This window comes from Bacteroides sp. B1-V-101 (genome assembly GCF_023656585.1).
GTDB lineage: Bacteria > Bacteroidota > Bacteroidia > Bacteroidales > Bacteroidaceae > Bacteroides > Bacteroides thetaiotaomicron.
On sequence record NZ_JAMOKH010000021.1, the window covers coordinates 84,000 to 101,550 of the forward strand.

Annotated in this window: 8 protein-coding genes and 2 pseudogenes; all 10 read right to left on the reverse strand. The window is 37.5% G+C overall.

Features of this window, described 5'->3' with window-relative positions; all coding sequences use genetic code 11:
* Positions 1-8: 8 nt before the first annotated feature.
* Positions 9-1,010, reverse strand: a complete 1,002-nt coding sequence (locus tag NBH01_RS16095; RefSeq protein ID WP_008767661.1) for a DUF4973 domain-containing protein — start codon at positions 1,008-1,010, stop codon at positions 9-11.
* A 19-nt stretch (positions 1,011-1,029) separates the two neighbouring features.
* Positions 1,030-3,075 (reverse strand): RagB/SusD family nutrient uptake outer membrane protein, encoded by a 2,046-nt coding sequence (locus NBH01_RS16100; RefSeq protein WP_016269384.1) that lies wholly within the window; start codon positions 3,073-3,075, stop codon positions 1,030-1,032.
* 16 nt (positions 3,076-3,091) lie between these two features.
* On the reverse strand, positions 3,092-6,211 hold the full coding sequence (locus NBH01_RS16105) for a SusC/RagA family TonB-linked outer membrane protein (RefSeq protein ID WP_008767663.1): 3,120 nt from the start codon (positions 6,209-6,211) through the stop codon (positions 3,092-3,094).
* A 24-nt stretch (positions 6,212-6,235) separates the two neighbouring features.
* Positions 6,236-7,648: an IPT/TIG domain-containing protein gene (locus tag NBH01_RS16110; RefSeq protein ID WP_225679787.1), complete on the reverse strand. Its 1,413-nt coding sequence runs from the start codon at positions 7,646-7,648 to the stop codon at positions 6,236-6,238.
* 2 nt (positions 7,649-7,650) lie between these two features.
* Positions 7,651-8,268 (reverse strand): annotated as a pseudogene (locus NBH01_RS16115) (DUF1793 domain-containing protein); the annotation flags it as partial.
* 665 nt (positions 8,269-8,933) lie between these two features.
* On the reverse strand, positions 8,934-10,010 hold the full coding sequence (locus tag NBH01_RS16120) for a DUF4973 domain-containing protein (protein ID WP_055220891.1): 1,077 nt from the start codon (positions 10,008-10,010) through the stop codon (positions 8,934-8,936).
* Positions 10,011-10,032: 22 nt separating this feature from the next.
* Positions 10,033-12,168: a RagB/SusD family nutrient uptake outer membrane protein gene (locus tag NBH01_RS16125; protein WP_250700193.1), complete on the reverse strand. Its 2,136-nt coding sequence runs from the start codon at positions 12,166-12,168 to the stop codon at positions 10,033-10,035.
* 15 nt (positions 12,169-12,183) lie between these two features.
* On the reverse strand, positions 12,184-15,306 hold the full coding sequence (locus NBH01_RS16130; RefSeq protein ID WP_234141779.1) for a SusC/RagA family TonB-linked outer membrane protein: 3,123 nt from the start codon (positions 15,304-15,306) through the stop codon (positions 12,184-12,186).
* 21 nt (positions 15,307-15,327) lie between these two features.
* Positions 15,328-16,833, reverse strand: a complete 1,506-nt coding sequence (locus NBH01_RS16135) for an IPT/TIG domain-containing protein (protein ID WP_055220893.1) — start codon at positions 16,831-16,833, stop codon at positions 15,328-15,330.
* Between the two features lie 51 nt (positions 16,834-16,884).
* A pseudogene (locus NBH01_RS16140) lies at positions 16,885-17,508 on the reverse strand (DUF1793 domain-containing protein); the annotation flags it as partial.
* Positions 17,509-17,551: the final 43 nt, after the last annotated feature.

The following is a 17,551-nucleotide window of genomic DNA, read 5'->3' on the forward strand; positions in this document are numbered from 1 at the left end:
ATTGGCATTTACCATTCAATTGCCTGATCTTCGTCTGGTATTTGAGTATTTATTTTACGTTCCATCGTTAGAGATCCCTTTACAACATATTCAAGCGGATAACCCGGAACTGAAGTATAATCTGTAAACTCATATTCCAGATTGTTGATTGTTACGTAAATATGTTTTAGGTAAGGTCGTGTAGCATCCATCTCTTCTTCAACCGTATAGGAAGGTTGCCCTTTCACTACCAGATTTATGTCCTCATTATCAGAAGAAATCTTCAGCTTACGTGTTTGAAGATCTATTTTCTCTTCTGTAAATTCAAATTTAATTTTGTAATATTTCCGATCCAAGCGGTCAATGTCTATAAGGCCCGCATAGAAAAATATAGTTTTGTCATCTATTACATAAGAAGTATGGTATTCCGGAACTATAGCCTCTTTTTCGTTTCCTTTAAAATATACTTTATACGCAGTAGCACTATATTGCCCGGAATAATCATTGAATGGGGAAATACGTAACATCGCCCTCCTATAAAATTTGCGGGGATTGGCCTGGTAGTTGTGTGATGGATCGTTGCTCTGAATAGCTAACGGCAATACCCATTTGTCTACCTGATCTAAATCTTTCAGGGCAAAATCGATAGGCAGTAAGCTTGTACATTCGCCTGCCGGTATCTGTACTGTTTCCGGGAACTCGTAATACTTGTTTTCCAACGGTTTAAAGAAAAGTTCTTTACGGCTGCCGAAATGTTCAACATTCAACACATCCAATGTGTCAAGATCCAATCCCACATGCACATTCAAGTCTTTGGAATTCATGGTTGACCCGCTGACTATCAATGGGAGTTGGTATGTTACTTTCCCTTCCGGCTTGTAACGTATGTAAATAGGAGTTACTCCTTGTGCGTTGACTGGTGCCTTGAAAGATACCATTTGCACATATTGTTCAGATTCCCATTCATTATTGCATGACGCACATACTATCAGTACAGTCATGGCTAAGAGTAAATAATATATCTTTTTCATTTTTTTCAAGTTTATAAGATTATTCCGGATAAGTCCAGCCTGGATTTTGAGTTAAACGTTTGTTGCGCTTTAATTCAGTATGATTGATTGGCCAAAACCACATTTTGCGTGAGAAGGTTGTTGGTAATGAAGGTACTGCTACCGGTGTATGGAATACATCTGCCATTTCTTTAGTTGCTAAAGTGTTACACCCATAAATTGGAGTTGATTCTTCTACCGGAGCATCTAGCCAACGACGTAAATCAAAATAGCGATGTCCTTCTCCCATCAATTCAATCTGACGTTCACGTTTTAACTTTTTGCGGAATTCGATAGGGTCATCATATTCTTCTTGGGTATAATCAGGAACTCCTGCACGAATACGTATAGGACGAATTCCTTTTTTCATTTCATTGATATCGCGTTTGATCATATGAGTCTTATTACCATCCCAAGAAGGTATGTCGTATTGCCCGTTTAATTCGTTCAATGCTTCGGCATAAATCAACAGAACTTCTGCATAACGGATAGCCGGTTCTACTTTCTTTTTAATAAGTTCTTCATTGTTGTCTCCTTTACCCATATCATCCGGGTGTACAAATTTTTTAACTCCAATGCCGGTACGTAACCAAAACATCGAGTTTGTATACCCATTACCGTCTCCACGGTAATAGAAGACTTGTATGTTTTGAGGTTCTCCTGCATTTTTATTGCTGTTCAACAAATTCCAAACATCACCATTGTAGGCTACTGAAGCATAGAAACGGGGCTCACGATTAGCATACTGTAAAGAGACGCCTTCTGACAAAGGTTTGTAACGACCTGCTTCTACGTCTTCTTTCGTCACATAGCCGGACATGCGTTCCGAACCGTCGCCGCGGTTGATTTCTTTATCTTTACCGGGACAATCAGTTCCATCATTCATATAATATGCGTCACATTGTTTCTGTGTAAGTCCGTGTGTATTCCATCCTTTAGCAACACGTGGTAGCTGATGTATTACCATGTTATTAATGCTCTGGTCACCAGTATTCTGCCCACGGGTAAAAATTAATTCTTTATTCTCAAAAGCACTGACTGTTCCGTTGAATATAGCACGATAAGATTCGAACGGATCGATGTCTTTCCACCCATTCGGCCAAGCTTGTTCTGAGAATTCAGGGTGGTATGGAGGAGCAATCGTTGCAGGAAATGCAATATCCCCTTTGTCTGTAGCATAAGAAACAAACAGCGTGTAACGGTTCAATTCTATCACATCCTTGGCAGCGGCAGCAGCTTTCGCCCACTTAGATTCATCGTAAGCTTCTGGTAACAGTCGATTACCTTGATCATCTACCAGTTCTGAAGCAATATCAGCAGGCGTTTGTCCATTCATTAATGGGCTGGCAGCATATAGCAGAACTTTGGCACGAAGAGCTAATGCCGCACCACGGGTGGGGCGAGCTATTTCTTGTATTGCACGGTCTAAAGGGAGAGCTTGCGCAGCCAGAACTAATTCATTTGTGATATAGGCCACACATTCGTCATACGTATTACGCGGTTGTGCTACTGCATCATAATCTTCCATGTAGTCAATGCCTTGATCCGGCACAATAGGAACAGGACCGAACAAGCGCAACATAATCCAGTAGAAATAGGCTTTCAAAAAGTGCGCTTGTGCTTTGTTGTCAGCAATTTCTTCCGCTGTATATTCCGTATTCATGTCTATATTGTTCAAATATATAGAGGCTTGGCGAATGCCTTTATAACATTTGTTCCAGATTTCTGCACTTTCTCCTGCTAAACCTCCTTCGTTATATTCACCGTTTTTCCATGCTTTATATCGGTCATCTCGATCACCGAAATACATGTCATCAGCAAAACAGAAAGGAACATATCCTTTACTGGCTACATCGAGAAGATGGTTATCTCCCAAAAAGAAGTATGCGCGTGCCAGCCATTTGTCAGAATAAGCTCTGCTTGTAAAAACATCTTCTATTGACATACGCTCATCAAATAGATAATCAGAGTCCAAGTAATCGGAACATGAACTGAGGGTAAATCCTATCCCTATTATAAATGATAAAATAATGTATATTTTCTTCATAATGTCATTGCGTGTATTATAAATTAACGGATATTCCTAAAGATAAATTTTTGCTGAGCGGATATCTCTTTCCATCCGTACTTCCCATTTCCGGGTCCCATAATTTGAATGCAGACCATGTGAGTAAATTGGTGCCAACAAAGAAGATACGGACAGTGTTAAAATGTACCTTATTTACCAGCTGGGTTGGTAGCGTATACCCTACTTCTACAGTCTTTAAACGTAGATAAGACCCGTTGCGTAACCAATAAGTAGATTGCTGATAGTTATTAGAATTAGGTCCGTAGGATAGTCGGGGATATTCAGCATTCGGATTCTCTGTAGCTGGATCACCAGATATATCTGCTGAAATCCAACGATTGGAATTAGCCATCTCTGACAGGACATTTCCCCAGCCATCTCCCAACTTGAACATATGGACTGTTGAGCCATCGATAAAATAAGTTGATTTTCCGGCTCCCTGAAAGTGCAGATTCACATCTAGACCTTTCCAGTTTGCAGCTATTCCGAATCCATAAATAAGATTAGGTTTGGTCGTTGCACCGATTGCGACTTGGTCATTACCGTCAATTTTACCATCACCATTCACGTCTTTATATTTAATATCACCAGGCATTACTTTATAACCATCGAAATCTTGTACCGGACTATTACGGATATCATCATAGTCTTTAAACAACCCTAAAGATATCAATCCTCTTGCTTGATTTACACGATGTCCTTTTTGCATTTTATACCAGTAGTAGTTGTTTTCTTCATCTCTATCTACTATTTCATTTTTGCTATAAGTGATATTACTACGTATTGTTAAGCCAACAGCTCCCAGTTTCTGGCGGAAAGTGAAATGTCCGTCAAAACCTTCAGAAGTCACTTTTCCAACATTGGCACTAGGATTACTTTCTAAACCGACTATCCCCGGCAAATATTCGCGTAACATATAGATTCCTTCGCGTTTCTCATTAAAATAGTCAACAGAACCGGATAATTTGTCATTGAAAAAAGAGAAGTCAATACCGAGGTCATGCTTTGTTGCAATTTCCCATGTAACGTTAGGCGAAGATAAAGAAGAATAGCGCATACCGCCATAATATCTGTCAAACGTGTAATCTCCAAAGTTGTATCCACCAGTGTCTACAGTTTTGTCACCATCTTTTTTAGTCATTGTTTCAATATCATAAAGGTAGGGGAAACGAGTATTTCCCAAATTGTCGTTACCTACTTTACCGTATGAATATCGAATTTTGAACATGTTCATCCATTTAAGATGTTTTTTTATCAAAGACTCCTCAGCTATGTTCCAAGCTCCTGAGATGGCAGGGAAGAAACCAAACCGATGTCCTGCTGCGAAATTCTCCGAACCGGTATATCCGAAATTGAAATCAATGAAATAACGATAATTCCAGTTATAGGTAAATCGTCCTGCCAATCCTTGATTACGTCTGGCAATACCTTGTTTAAGATCGTCTCCAAGGCCTACCGTTTTTATTTTTGAAGACTGGTTATATTTTAATGTTCCTCCTAGATGATGATGTTTGAATCCTCGACTATAATGTAACTCTGCTTCAAAGAATTCATTTCTAAGGCCATCGGAACCGCTCTCTTGAAACATCTTTCTTTCTTCAGCTACACGGTCATAATCGAGGGTTCCGTCTGTTGCGCGGAAACGTTTTGCCTTCCACTGTTCCGGCCATTTTCTGCGGTTAATCCAGTTGTTATTTTCTGTGTCATATCCGAAGCGTCCCACGAATCTAAGTCCTTTGGTGATGAAATCAAGTTTCTGCTCTAAGGTTACATTAGTCTGGATATTATTCTTCCAGTTTTCCCGATAACCAGTCATTGTAGCTTGAACCCATGGATTAAAGCGATCTCCATTGTCATTTCCATAGGCTGGTACGTATCCATTAGAATATAATTTAGGAACCATAATGGCATTATATCCCATAAGAGCTGTCCAAATAGCATCACTGCCAACTCCTGAGTCATTGGCCTTTTGTAATGAACCTGAAACACCGACTTTTAATAGAGTTGATTTAGTGATGTCTATATCTACATTCATGCGGTAATTCCAACGACGAAAATTTGCATTTGTATTGTAATCTTTCAAAGCTTTATCTACTTTGTACATACCTTGTTGGTCAAGATAGCTTCCTGATACATAGTATCGTGCTGTATTACCACCACCGTTCATGCTTAGTGTGGCACGAGTGCTCCATGAACCTTTTCGTAGTAATTCATCTATCCAATTAACATTGGGATATAAATCAGGATCTAGTCCTAAACGGAATATTTCCAATTCGTCCGCTTTATATAGCGGCTCAAGATTACGTGTGATTTTAGCTTCATTTGCCATGGAAGCATATGTGTATCCATCTACAAAGTCAGGAACTTGGGTGAGCATATTGTAGAACGTTTCCGCTTTTGCACTGATATTAATTTTCCCGGCTTTACCGTGTTTGGTTGTGATTAATACTACTCCATTTGCACCTTTGGAACCGTAAATAGCAGTAGCTGATGCATCTTTTAATACGGAAAAAGATTCGACATCTTCTACATTTATTTCATCCAGACTACGTTCGAATCCGTCAACGAGAACTAATGCGGAATTACTGGCTCCGAAAGTTGAAATACCACGGATCCAGAATTCAGAAACACTACCCGGCTTTCCGGAAGTTTGCATCGCTAAGATGCCCGGTACATTACCTGCCAGGGCATTAGCCATAGAACCTGAGGGATTTGCTTTTAAGACATCTACATCCACATTAGTAATAGCACCTGTTACAGTCAATTTCTTTTGGGCACCGGTACCGGTGATTACCACCTCGTCAATCTCTCTAGCACTTGCTTCTTTCATTGTGACATTGACAGTTCGTTGCTCTTTGACTAATACTTCTACTTTTTCAAAGCCTATGTAGGTAAAAACCAACTTGTGGTAGGGTGGCATTTTAATACTGTATTTTCCATTCAAATCAGTAATGGCACCTAAGCCGGGTATATTACTTATTGATACATTAACCCCAATCATGGGCTCTTTATTTGTATCAGTTACGACACCTGTTACTACAATGCTTTCTTGTGCCAAAGCACTGGTAGAAAGTCCAAGCAACAACATGCATATAAATAAAAAGTTTTTCATCATATAAATGTATGTGTTAATCATGTATTATTCTTCGTAGCCAATTTTGCGAATACGGCGGTTTTCACGGTCACCTATAAAGAAACATTCTCTTTCTTCATCGTATACGATTCCTTCAGGATGATTGAAGCGTGCTTCTTGGCGTAAATCACCATCATTATATCCGGAAGTTCCATTACTGCCTCTACCAGCAAATGTCGTTACTCGACCTTGTGGTGTTAAGATACGGATACAGTGGTTTTCTCTATCACAGAAATAAAAGTCATATTCATCGCTGCTCCCTTTGTATGCTGGATTCTTTACGAATGTACCTTGTCGGGGAGCATGCATGCGGGCTTTTTTACCAACTCCATCTACCCAATCTTTGGCACCCTGCTGACCACAAACAATATATGGGGTGGTAAGGCGCTTTGTCTTCCAGTCATAATCAGAACGTAAGATGTAATGTTGATTAACTACTACAATGTATGCATAGTTTCCGCTAGGGTGGAATTGGATATGAAACTCCCATCCACTATCTTGTATCGTAAACAAAGGGGTAGTTTCCTGAGTTGTAAAATCATATCGAAACACTTGACCAGCATTCCATGAATTGAAATATAATTCTCCATTTATAGGATGAGTTTCTGCACCATTACAGTTTTGACCTTTTGTCAATTCTGTTATAACTTTGAATCCTGATTCACGTGTAAGAATATAATTGTTCGGTCTATCATTATTATTTTGGTCATTGGTAATAATCATGCTGTCAGCTTCATGTGTCCAGCAGATGGTACGTACTTTGCTTAATCCACTATATACGGTACTTACATATTCTTTTTCAAAGTCAATCAAACGGGTAGGGTGCTGTTCACCCACTAGATATAAATGATTGTGATTTTTGGGATCAAAGGACAACCAAACAGCACCTCCAAAGCCACCACAATCATCAAAAGGTCCATCTTTTAAATCATATTTGGTGTTTCCATCATACATTGTTCCTAGAAATGTTGTAACAAGCATCTTCTTTTGATATACAAACTTCTCATTGGCTTCTGTATTTGCAATTTCTTCACCTTCATCGTTGAGAATACTTAATTTAATATCTCCATCATAAGCTTTAGCTGGCACAACACAGTAGAGGCTTTTTCCTTTTGCTCCTACAACTTTGGAGTCTTGTCCACCGATAGTTACCTTTATTTTAGAAATATCACTTCCGAAGTTCTCTCCATACAAGAGCATTCGAGTTCCAAGTCCTCCTTCTTTTGGACTGAATTCAGAAATGACAACAGGCTTATTCGGATCAAAATCTCCTGTTGCGTCATCATTATCTTTGCAACTAGCAAAGATAAGTGTAAGTAAAGCCAGTACTACCCATTGAGTGTACTGACAGCAACTTTTGGTCTTACTTTTCATTTTCATAATACATTGGATTTTATTGGTAAAAATATTTGTATTCATTTTTACAGATTATTTGAATTCTTATTCACTAGTACTTTCATCCAATATCCTCCGATTACAGAACGAGCCTTAAAACCAGTCATTTTGCCTGTTTTCGTATCATGCCAATCACTGATGGGTACCCGTGAAGTAGTTTCATTGATATATTTATAGAGAGGATTTATGAACTTTTCAAAAGTAGCCTGATCCGGAGACATAGTTGCAGTCCAAATTATCCAGTCAGACTTAGTATACTCTTTGCGGGAGTCCAATGGCAATCCATAAGGATTCTGTTTCGTCAAATAGTAACTTACTTCCTTGTCGATTACATTATTGGGGAACAAATTCAGATTCCACATCTTGTCCCAAATCATATTATATTTCTGACTCCAGGTATTCTCACGGTCGAAAGCAAGGCGGTAATGATCACCTTCATTTGCCATTTCTTCCCATTTCACCGCCATTTTCTTGGCTATACCTGCATATTTCTCTGCAACATCATATAAACCAAGTATATGCGCCATTTCGCTATATCCGGCTACACCCATGATCGCTTTTACTGAAAGATTGGCATTATGAGCCCAATGACCGGCGAAGTCATCCGTGCATAATTGGTTCTCCGGGTCCTGTCCAAACCGTATATTTCCGGGTTAATACGTTGAATATCAGATTGCTATCCATATGCAGGGTTGTGCTTGTGTTGTACTTATGCGGTATACAATATATTTTAAATGCTATTTTCTTATAGAATTTCTTTGTTATTTTTTAGCTAGTCTCTAATATATCCTCTAACGCTTTAAGGTAAACTATATCAACTTTTCACCTATTCCAGATAGGGGCCATTGGGCACATTTTTAGTTTGCCTTTTTAGAATATTATTAGTCTAATTATGGTTTAAGATTTGTTTATCCAAAGCAAAATACAAATTATGGAGATACTTTATAGTTCATATAGAATCTTTCCTAATAACATCTTGATATTATAATCGAATAGATGGGGTCAAAAGCCTATAAGATAAATAACTATATTTCTGTTGCATGAATGAACCTGTATTCTTTACAATTAGTAAATTATATCTTTTCAGAATATAAAATAGAGTTAATCTTGCAGCAAGTAAGAAGTTTATATTATTGATACTTTGAGATTAATGATCTAGAATAGCTATACTAGTTAGGATATAATTATATATAAATAAGGCTGTTAGAAGTTTATATATATTCAATTTTAATATTCTAAAAATAGAAAGAGACTGTTCTCCAATTGAAGGACAGTCTCTTTTAAAATTAAGCTTAGTTTATTGCATTAGCTACCACTCAATTGCTTGATCTTCATCTGGGATCTGAGTATTGATCTTGCGTGACAAAGTCAGAGTGCCTTTCACATGGTAGCGAACTGATGTTCCTGCAACAGCTGTATAATCAGAATAATAGTAATCAATATTATTAATTATTACATAACGATGTTTCAGATATGGACGAGTTGCATCCATTTCTTCTACAATACGAAAAGAAGCTTGTTTATTAGGATATAGTTCAAAATTCATACCGTTTTCATCCGTGTCGCCTGATAAAGTAACCATTCCACTTTCTCCTTCTTCAAATTTAGCAAATATCTTATATTTTTTTCGATCTGTACGATCTTCGTCAATGTTTCCTGCATAGAAGAAAATCGTATTTTCATCTACGACATAGCCTTTAATTGAATTTTTTGTGATTGAACCATTCTTTTGTTCCTCTTCTTCTGCTTTTTCAGGATCCGTATTATCAGATGCGAGATAATTATTTAACAACGTTCCGGAATAAACTCCTGAATAAGCATTAAATGGATAGATTCTCAATATCGCTTTTGCGTAATTCTTGCGTGGATTTGCTTGGTAATTATATGAAGGATCGTCTACTACGGTTAATGGGAGTACCCATTTCTCTGACATATCAATATTTTTAAAATCAAAATTAATATTCAATAGGCCAACATCATTTCCTGCTTTAACCTCCATAGTTTCAGGAAAAGTCACGTATTTATAGTCTTTCCCCATCATATCTTCATAATATAAATCTGTACGACTCATAAAACGCGAAGCATTTAAAGTATTCAGCGTATCTGCATCGTGAGCAACGTGTACTGTAATGTTTTGCTGATTAGTCAATGAACCGCTTACTATTACTGGAAGTTCGTAATTAGAACGTCCTTCACCTCCTGCAACATATTCTCCTTCTATGTTTTTGCGACTGTATGGAACATAAATTTCAGTTACCCCTTGATCATTTAGTGGTGAACGAAAGCCAATATAGTGTTCATATTGCTCTTCTGCCCATTCATCATTGCATGAAACACTTAATATAGCAGTTGCAAATACTGCGATTAATATATATATATTTTTCATATCTTTAATTGTATTAATAGGATTAATCATAATATGTCCAACCAGGAGCTTGCGTTAGACGTACGTTATGCTTCAATTCATCATGTTTGACTGGCCAGAAGTACATTTTAGGAGCAAATGCAGTTGGAAGGTCAAATGTAGCTACAGGAGTATGAAACTTATCCCGATTGTCTGAGTCCATTATAACATTGCATCCATAAGTCAATACAGTTTCTTCTATTGAAGCATCCTTCCAACGACGAAGATCAAAGTAACGTTTGCCTTCACCCATCAATTCGATCATACGTTCACGTTTCAAGGCTATACGCATGAGTTTCTGTGTTTCATAAGTCGCCGATGAATAATCGGGTAAACCTGCACGAATACGCACCGGATGGATTCCTTTTTGCATTTCTTCTTTCGTACGGCTTATAGTATAGGTTGTGGTTTCATCCCAAGAAGGAATATTGTATGTTGCACCATCTGACAATTCATTTAAAGCCTCTGCATAAAGTAACAAGATATCAGCATAACGAATAGCAGGTTCTGGCTTTTCTGTGTAATTTTTTGGATAGTCAGTTGGTTTTACAAACTTCTTAATACCAATGCCAGTGCGTAAATGATAAGCATTATTCATATATCCATCACCTGTTCCACGATAATAAAACACTTGCCTATTACGATGAGATTCTTGAGGATCATTCAAATAATACCACATTGATCCATTATAAGCAACGGAAACATAAAAACGAGGTTCGCGATTTACATATTGTAAAGAAACTCCCACCCCTGGCTTTTGCTGATCATCAGGCTTTCCGACTTCATACAATCCTCCTAACTCAGGATATTTATTATTTTTGAGGTCTTCAACTGTTGTAAATTCAGTTTCACGAGTACGACTATCTGTACGCTCTTCATATCCAGGAACCCCTGCATACATTGCATTCATACCTCGACAATTACTACCATCTGCCATATAATATGCATCTACCATCTTTTGTGTTAGTCCATGTGTATTCCATCCACCATCTTCTTTAGGCATCTGATGAAGAACTAAACCACTGATATTAAAATCATCACTGTTGGTGTTTTTACTTGATCTTGTGAAAAGTATTTCTGAGTTACTCGCAGCAGATACAGTTCCATCAAATATATTTCGGTAAGACTTCAGTGGATCAATATTAGCCCAGCCATCAGGCCAGTTTTTAGTTGCAAAATCAGGTCCTTCTTGTGGTGTTGGTGGAGTTATAGTAGGACGATCGTGAGGACCATTGTTTGAAGTTGACTTAGATACATGATATAAATCATACTGTCCTGTTTCCATCAGATCTCGACAAGCCGCAGCTGCTTTTGCCCATTTTTCTTCACTATACTCAGGTGACAAAAGACGACGTCCCTGATCATCTACCATTGCTTGAGCAAACTCATCATTATTGCCATTTGCAAGTGGACTAGCAGCAAAGATTAGCGCATAAGCACGTGTTGCTAATGCAGACCCTTTGGTTGGACGGGCTACATTTTCATCATCCATACGTCTATAGTATTGTAGCTCTTTAGCAGCCTGTATCATTTCGGAACTAATAAAATTAGCAACTTCTTCATATGAACTACGTGGAGTTGCAATTTTATCATAACTTTGTGTATAATCTACTCCTTCATCTGGGACTATGGGAACTGGACCATATCTACGTAGCAGTAGCCAATAGTAATAAGCGCGAACAAAACGAGCCTGACCCTTATAATCAAGAATCTCTTCAGCAGTCATTTCTTTATTTATATCAATATTGTGAATAAAGACTGAAGCCTGATAGATACCTTTATAGCATCTTTCCCATGAACCATTCCAATTATTTTCGCCATATTCCCCTAACTTAAATTTCTTATATGATAATTCGTTTTTAGTTGGATCATAAGTTTCATCACGGTCACCATAATACATATCATCTGCAAAACAGAATGGATTAGTTCCAGGATCTTTACTTACTACTTCTGCATTGTCATCTCTCAAGAAAGAATAAGCATATGCCAACCATTCTTCCACACGTTGTTTGTTAGTAAAAACAGATTCGATAGTTGTGCGGTCTTTGAAGTATTTATCCGAATCTAGATAATCAGAGCAAGAAGACATTAGTCCTGCACCTGTTATCATCAACATTAATATACATATTTTTTTAATCATAATCTCATATTTATTTTATAAGTTAACAGTTAATCCCATTGTTACGGATTTAGTTAATGGATATTGTTCACCATTAGTACTACCCATTTCAGGATCCCATAATTTGAAACTTGACCATGTCAATAGATTAGTTCCTGTCATGAAAATGCGGATATTACTAAGATGGAGTTTGTTAACAAACGATTTAGGAAGTGTATATCCAACATCTACATTTTTTAAACGGAAATATCGACCATTACGCATCCAAAAAGTAGAATTTCTGAAATTATTTGAGTTTTCTCCATAACTTAAGCGTGGATAAGATGCATTTGGATTTTCATTTGCTTGTATACCAAGGGTAGCAGCAGTCTCGGAATCTACCCAACGGTCGTCTATTAGATCTGTGAGAATATTTCCCCAATCACCTTCGCTAAAAGCCCTAACAGTTTTTCCATCTATACAAAAGGTTGACTTACCAGATCCTTGAAAATGTAGATTAACGTCAAAGCCTTTCCAAGCAATGGAGGTACCAATACCATAAATCAAATTCGGACGTTTTGTTGCACCAATAGCTACTTGGTCACTATCGTCAATTATACCATCCCCATTGATATCTTTATATTTGATATCACCTGGCTGTACAGCAGTCCAAGTTTGTTTAGGACTATTGCGTATATCATCATAATCTTTAAACAGTCCTAATGCCACCCAACCTTTTTCTTGATCTACACGATAACCACGTTCATACTGATAAGGATAAACTTTATTTTCTTCATCTTTTTCCAATACTTCGTTCTTACTGTATGTCATATTGCCACGAACAGTAAAGTCTACATTACCGATTTTCTCTCTAAATGTGAAATTTCCGTCAAATCCTCTAGAACGTACTTCTCCTACATTAGCTCTTGGTTTACTTTCTAAACCTGTAATAGTAGGCAGAAAGTTTCGAGTCATATAAATGCCCGTACGTTTCTCACTAAAATAGTCTATTGTAGCCGAAAATTTATCATCAAATAAAGAGAAATCCACTCCAATGTCATCCTTAACAGCAATTTCCCATGTTATATAAGGAGATGCTACCTGCGTATAATGTATACCATTGAACTCCCTAGGGTAGGACATGGTTCCCCAATTATATACATTGGTGTTCTTTCCATCGCCATCTTTAATCCAATCAAGAGTATATAGATAAGGGAATCGTACTTGCTTATTGTCCTCTACAAGATTATCATTACCTACTTTACCATGTGAATAACGTACCTTGAACATGTTCAACCACTTTAGATTTTTCTTGATAATTGGTTCCTCTGCAATGTTCCATGCAACAGAAAATGCTGGAAAAAACCCAAATTGATGTCCTACTGCAAAATTTTCCGAACCATTATAACCGAAATTGAAGTCTGCAAAATAGCGATAATTCCAATTGTAAGTAAATCGACCGGCTAAACCTTGATTACGACGGGCAACAGTGTTTTTAATATCCGTACCTACTTCAACCGTTTGTTTTTTGCTATCTTGTGTAAATCTAACCGTTGCACCTAGATGATGTTCATTGAAAGCACGATCCCAACTCATTAGCAAATCCAAAAACTCTCGACGGTCACCTTCTCCACCACTTATTACATACATATCTTTGGCACTATACATTTTATCATAAATGATTTCACCGGTTTCTTGTTTACGTCCATTGGCTTTATAAAGGTCTGGCTGACGAAGACGACGAATATTACTTTTATTATTAGTATCGTATCCGAAACGTCCAATAAAACGTAAACCTTTGGTGATGAAATTAAAGTTTTGCTCTAACGTCACATTTGTTTGAATATTGTTTGTCCATTCCTCATTATAGCCAGTTTGTGTCGCAAATACCCATGGATTCATGCTATGTTCATTACGATGCGAAATAGGTGTCTTCCCGTCAGAATAATATACTGGTGAGTTTATTGCATTATAACCGAAAAGCGATCCCCATAAATCCTCATCTCCTAATCCCGGGCTATTGCGTTTAGTCAACGAACCAGATACGCCTACCTTCAAAAGGGTTGTTTTCGTTATATCAATGTCTGTATTTAAGCGATAATTCCAACGTTTGTAGTTAGCGTTCGTATCATAATCCTTTTTTAATGTATCGTCAGTTTTATACATTCCTTGGTCTTCAACATAGCTTGCTGAAACATAATAACGCGCAGTTGTTCCACCGCCATTGATATTTAAATTGGCACGATAACTCCATGCACCATCTTTCAGAATTAGGTCTGACCAATCAACGTTGGGATACATATCAGGGTCAAGTCCCAAGCGCATAATTTCTAGTTCTTCTGGTTGATAAACTACTCCTCTATTACGAGTTACATTAGCTTCATTCATTAAATTGGCATATGTCATACCATCTACAAATTTTGGCGTCATGGTGCGAGTATTATAGGACGTTTCTACTTTAGCGTCAATATTCACTTTGCCAGCTTTGCCATGTTTGGTAGTAATTAATACAACGCCATTAGCTCCTTTTGAACCGTAAATGGCTGTAGCAGAGGCATCTTTCAGAACAGTAAAAGATTCTATGTCTTCAATATTGATTTCATCCAAATTGTTACGTTCAAACCCATCAACTAGAATGTAGGCACTGTTACTTGCTCCAAAAGTTGAAATACCACGAATCCAAAATTCAGAGGTGTTTTTTCCCGGTTGTCCAGAGGTTTGTCGAGCAATAATACCAGGAACATTACCTGCTAATGTATTGGAAAGATTGGATGAAGAATAACGTTTCAGATCTCCCACATTTACATTAGTGACAGCTCCAGTTACAGTTAGCTTCTTTTGAGTTCCCATACCTGTTACAACAACCTCATCTAATGCACTAGCTGCCGCTTCTTGCATTTTTACGTTTACTACACGTTGTTCCTTTACCAGTATTTCTACATTCTCATAACCGATATATGTGAATAGTAATTTGTGATAAGTTTCCATTTTGATACGATAATGTCCATTTATGTCGGTTATAGTTCCCATACCTGGCATATCTTTTACTGTGATATTCACTCCAATCATCGGTTCACCGTTCGTATCAGTGACAGTACCAGTGACGGTTACGGTCTCCTGTGCATAAATGGCTACAGAGAATCCGATCAACATTAAAAATGTTATTATAAAGTTCTTCATACTATTGAATTTATCATAAAATTAATTATTCGTTTCGTCAGCATTTGTTTCTTCTTTTTCCATTGAAATTGTGCGAATTTTGCGACCTACAGTATCTAATATGTAGAATGTATTAGTCCCTGGGTCATAGGTAAAACCTGTCGGATCGCGGAAACGTGCTACTTCACGTAAATCACCATCTTCAGTCCCCCAGAAGTTGTTATCTGTAACTGAAGTGCTATTTCCACGTCCCGCATAGGTCTTTACAATGCCTTCTGGAGTCATTAAGCGAACGCAGTGGTTTCCTTTTTCAGTAAAGTAAAAATCGTAATGATCTGATCGTCCTTCTTTTACATATTCATCATTCAAAACAAATACTCCTTGATCTGGAGTGTTCATACGAGCATCAGTACCAACTGCATCTACCCAATCGGCTTTTCCTCTTGCGCCAGCTACAACATACGGGAAAACGAATCGTTTATTAGCTTTGTCATAATCAGTTCGTAAAATATAATGCTGATTGCGAACAACAATATAAGCATATTCACCTTCAGGATGAATATAAATGCGGTATTCCCAACTAGGATCAGCAACAGTATATAGTAACTGAAATTGATCGTTTGATACGACTTTAGGATCCCAAGCTAACCCACTTTTAATTGTTTCAAAGTAGTCATTTAAATCCAAACGGTATAGTTGCCCTTTATCATAACTATTGAAATACAATTCTCCATTTTTAGGGTGTATTGAGGCACCATTACATTGTTTATAAGCAGCTAATTCCTGTGTATTACAGTCATTGTCAAAAGTCCCTTTTGAGTTACGTTCAATAATGTAAACACTTTGGCTTCTTTCTTGCTGACCATCAAAATCTACAGCTACAATCATATATTTTTTATCAATAGTGAAATCGAGACTGCGTAAACGGCTATTCGGCAAACTGGAATTGTTCATTGGTGAAGAAAGTGTGCGATTTTCTAAATCTATTAATTGTATTTCTTTCTTACCATCATAACATACATATAAGTGATTGGGATTTGCTGGATCAAATTTTAAAAATCCATCATTACGGAAACCTGCACAAGTTTCAAATGGGCCATCTTTCCAACCTTGATCATCATTATTATTTCGATAACCGCATAACGTTCCGACAACCATCTTTTTTTGGTAAACAAAAGAAGTACTTGCAGTAGCCACTTGTACATTTTCTCCTTCTCCTACTGAGACTTTTATTTCTCCAGAGAAAGCACCTGAAGGTACAAAACAGTAAAGAGAAGTCCCTTGAGTACTAATGATTGTAGCATCTTTACCACCAATATTAACCTTTACGAGTGAAGGATCTGCTCCAAAGTTCTCACCGTAAATAACTATCTTTTGGTAAGCTCCTCCTTCTTTAGGTGTGAAATCCGATATAACTACAGGTTTCGATGGATCGAAAGCTGCTACACTCATTTTATCATCATCTTTACAGCTTATAATGCAAAGAGCAATAAAAGTCAACATCATCCACTGAATGTGCTGACAGCAACTTTTTGTGTTACTTTTCATTTTCATAATACTACATTTGAATTTAAAGGTAAAATATTCATTTTCATACATTTAATTATTTAAGACTTTATCTAGTAATACTTTCATCCAATAACCGCCGATTACTGACCGGGCTTTAAAGCCTACCCATTCACCGCTATCTGTGTGATGCCAGTCGCTGATGGGTACCCGTGAAGTAGTTTCATTGATATATTTATAGAGAGGGTTTATGAACTTTTCAAAAGTAGCCTGATCCGGAGACATAGTTGCAGTCCAAATTATCCAGTCAGACTTAGTATACTCTTTGCGGGAGTCCAATGGCAATCCATAAGGATTCTGTTTCGTCAAATAGTAACTTACTTCCTTGTCGATTACATTATTCGGGAATAAATTCAGATCCCACATTTTGTCCCAGATCATATTATACTTCTGGCTCCAGGTATTCTCACGATCGAAAGCAAGACGGTAGTGATCACCTTCATTTGCCATTTCTTCCCATTTCACCGCCATTTTCTTGGCTATACCTGCATATTTCTCTGCAACATCATCTAAACCAAGCATATGCGCCATTTCGCTATATCCGGCTATACCCATGATCGCTTTCACCGAAAGATTGGCATTATGAGCCCAATGACCGGCGAAGTCATCAGTGCATAATTGGTTCTCCGGGTCCTGTCCAAACCGTAGATATCCTGTCTAATATTCTATAAATAAGAAAGTTACATCGATTGATATTGTA

Excerpts from the sequence above, each read along its gene's own strand:
- NBH01_RS16095 (WP_008767661.1), bottom strand. The coding sequence starts at position 1,010 with ATGAAAAAGATATATTATTTACTCTTAGCCATGACTGTACTGATAGTA.
- NBH01_RS16100 (WP_016269384.1), bottom strand. The coding sequence starts at position 3,075 with ATGAAGAAAATATACATTATTTTATCATTTATAATAGGGATAGGATTT.
- NBH01_RS16105 (WP_008767663.1), bottom strand. The coding sequence starts at position 6,211 with ATGATGAAAAACTTTTTATTTATATGCATGTTGTTGCTTGGACTTTCT.
- NBH01_RS16110 (WP_225679787.1), bottom strand. The coding sequence starts at position 7,648 with ATGAATACAAATATTTTTACCAATAAAATCCAATGTATTATGAAAATG.
- NBH01_RS16120 (WP_055220891.1), bottom strand. The coding sequence starts at position 10,010 with ATGAAAAATATATATATATTAATCGCAGTATTTGCAACTGCTATATTA.
- NBH01_RS16125 (WP_250700193.1), bottom strand. The coding sequence starts at position 12,168 with ATGATTAAAAAAATATGTATATTAATGTTGATGATAACAGGTGCAGGA.
- NBH01_RS16130 (WP_234141779.1), bottom strand. The coding sequence starts at position 15,306 with ATGAAGAACTTTATAATAACATTTTTAATGTTGATCGGATTCTCTGTA.
- NBH01_RS16135 (WP_055220893.1), bottom strand. The coding sequence starts at position 16,833 with ATGAAAAGTAACACAAAAAGTTGCTGTCAGCACATTCAGTGGATGATG.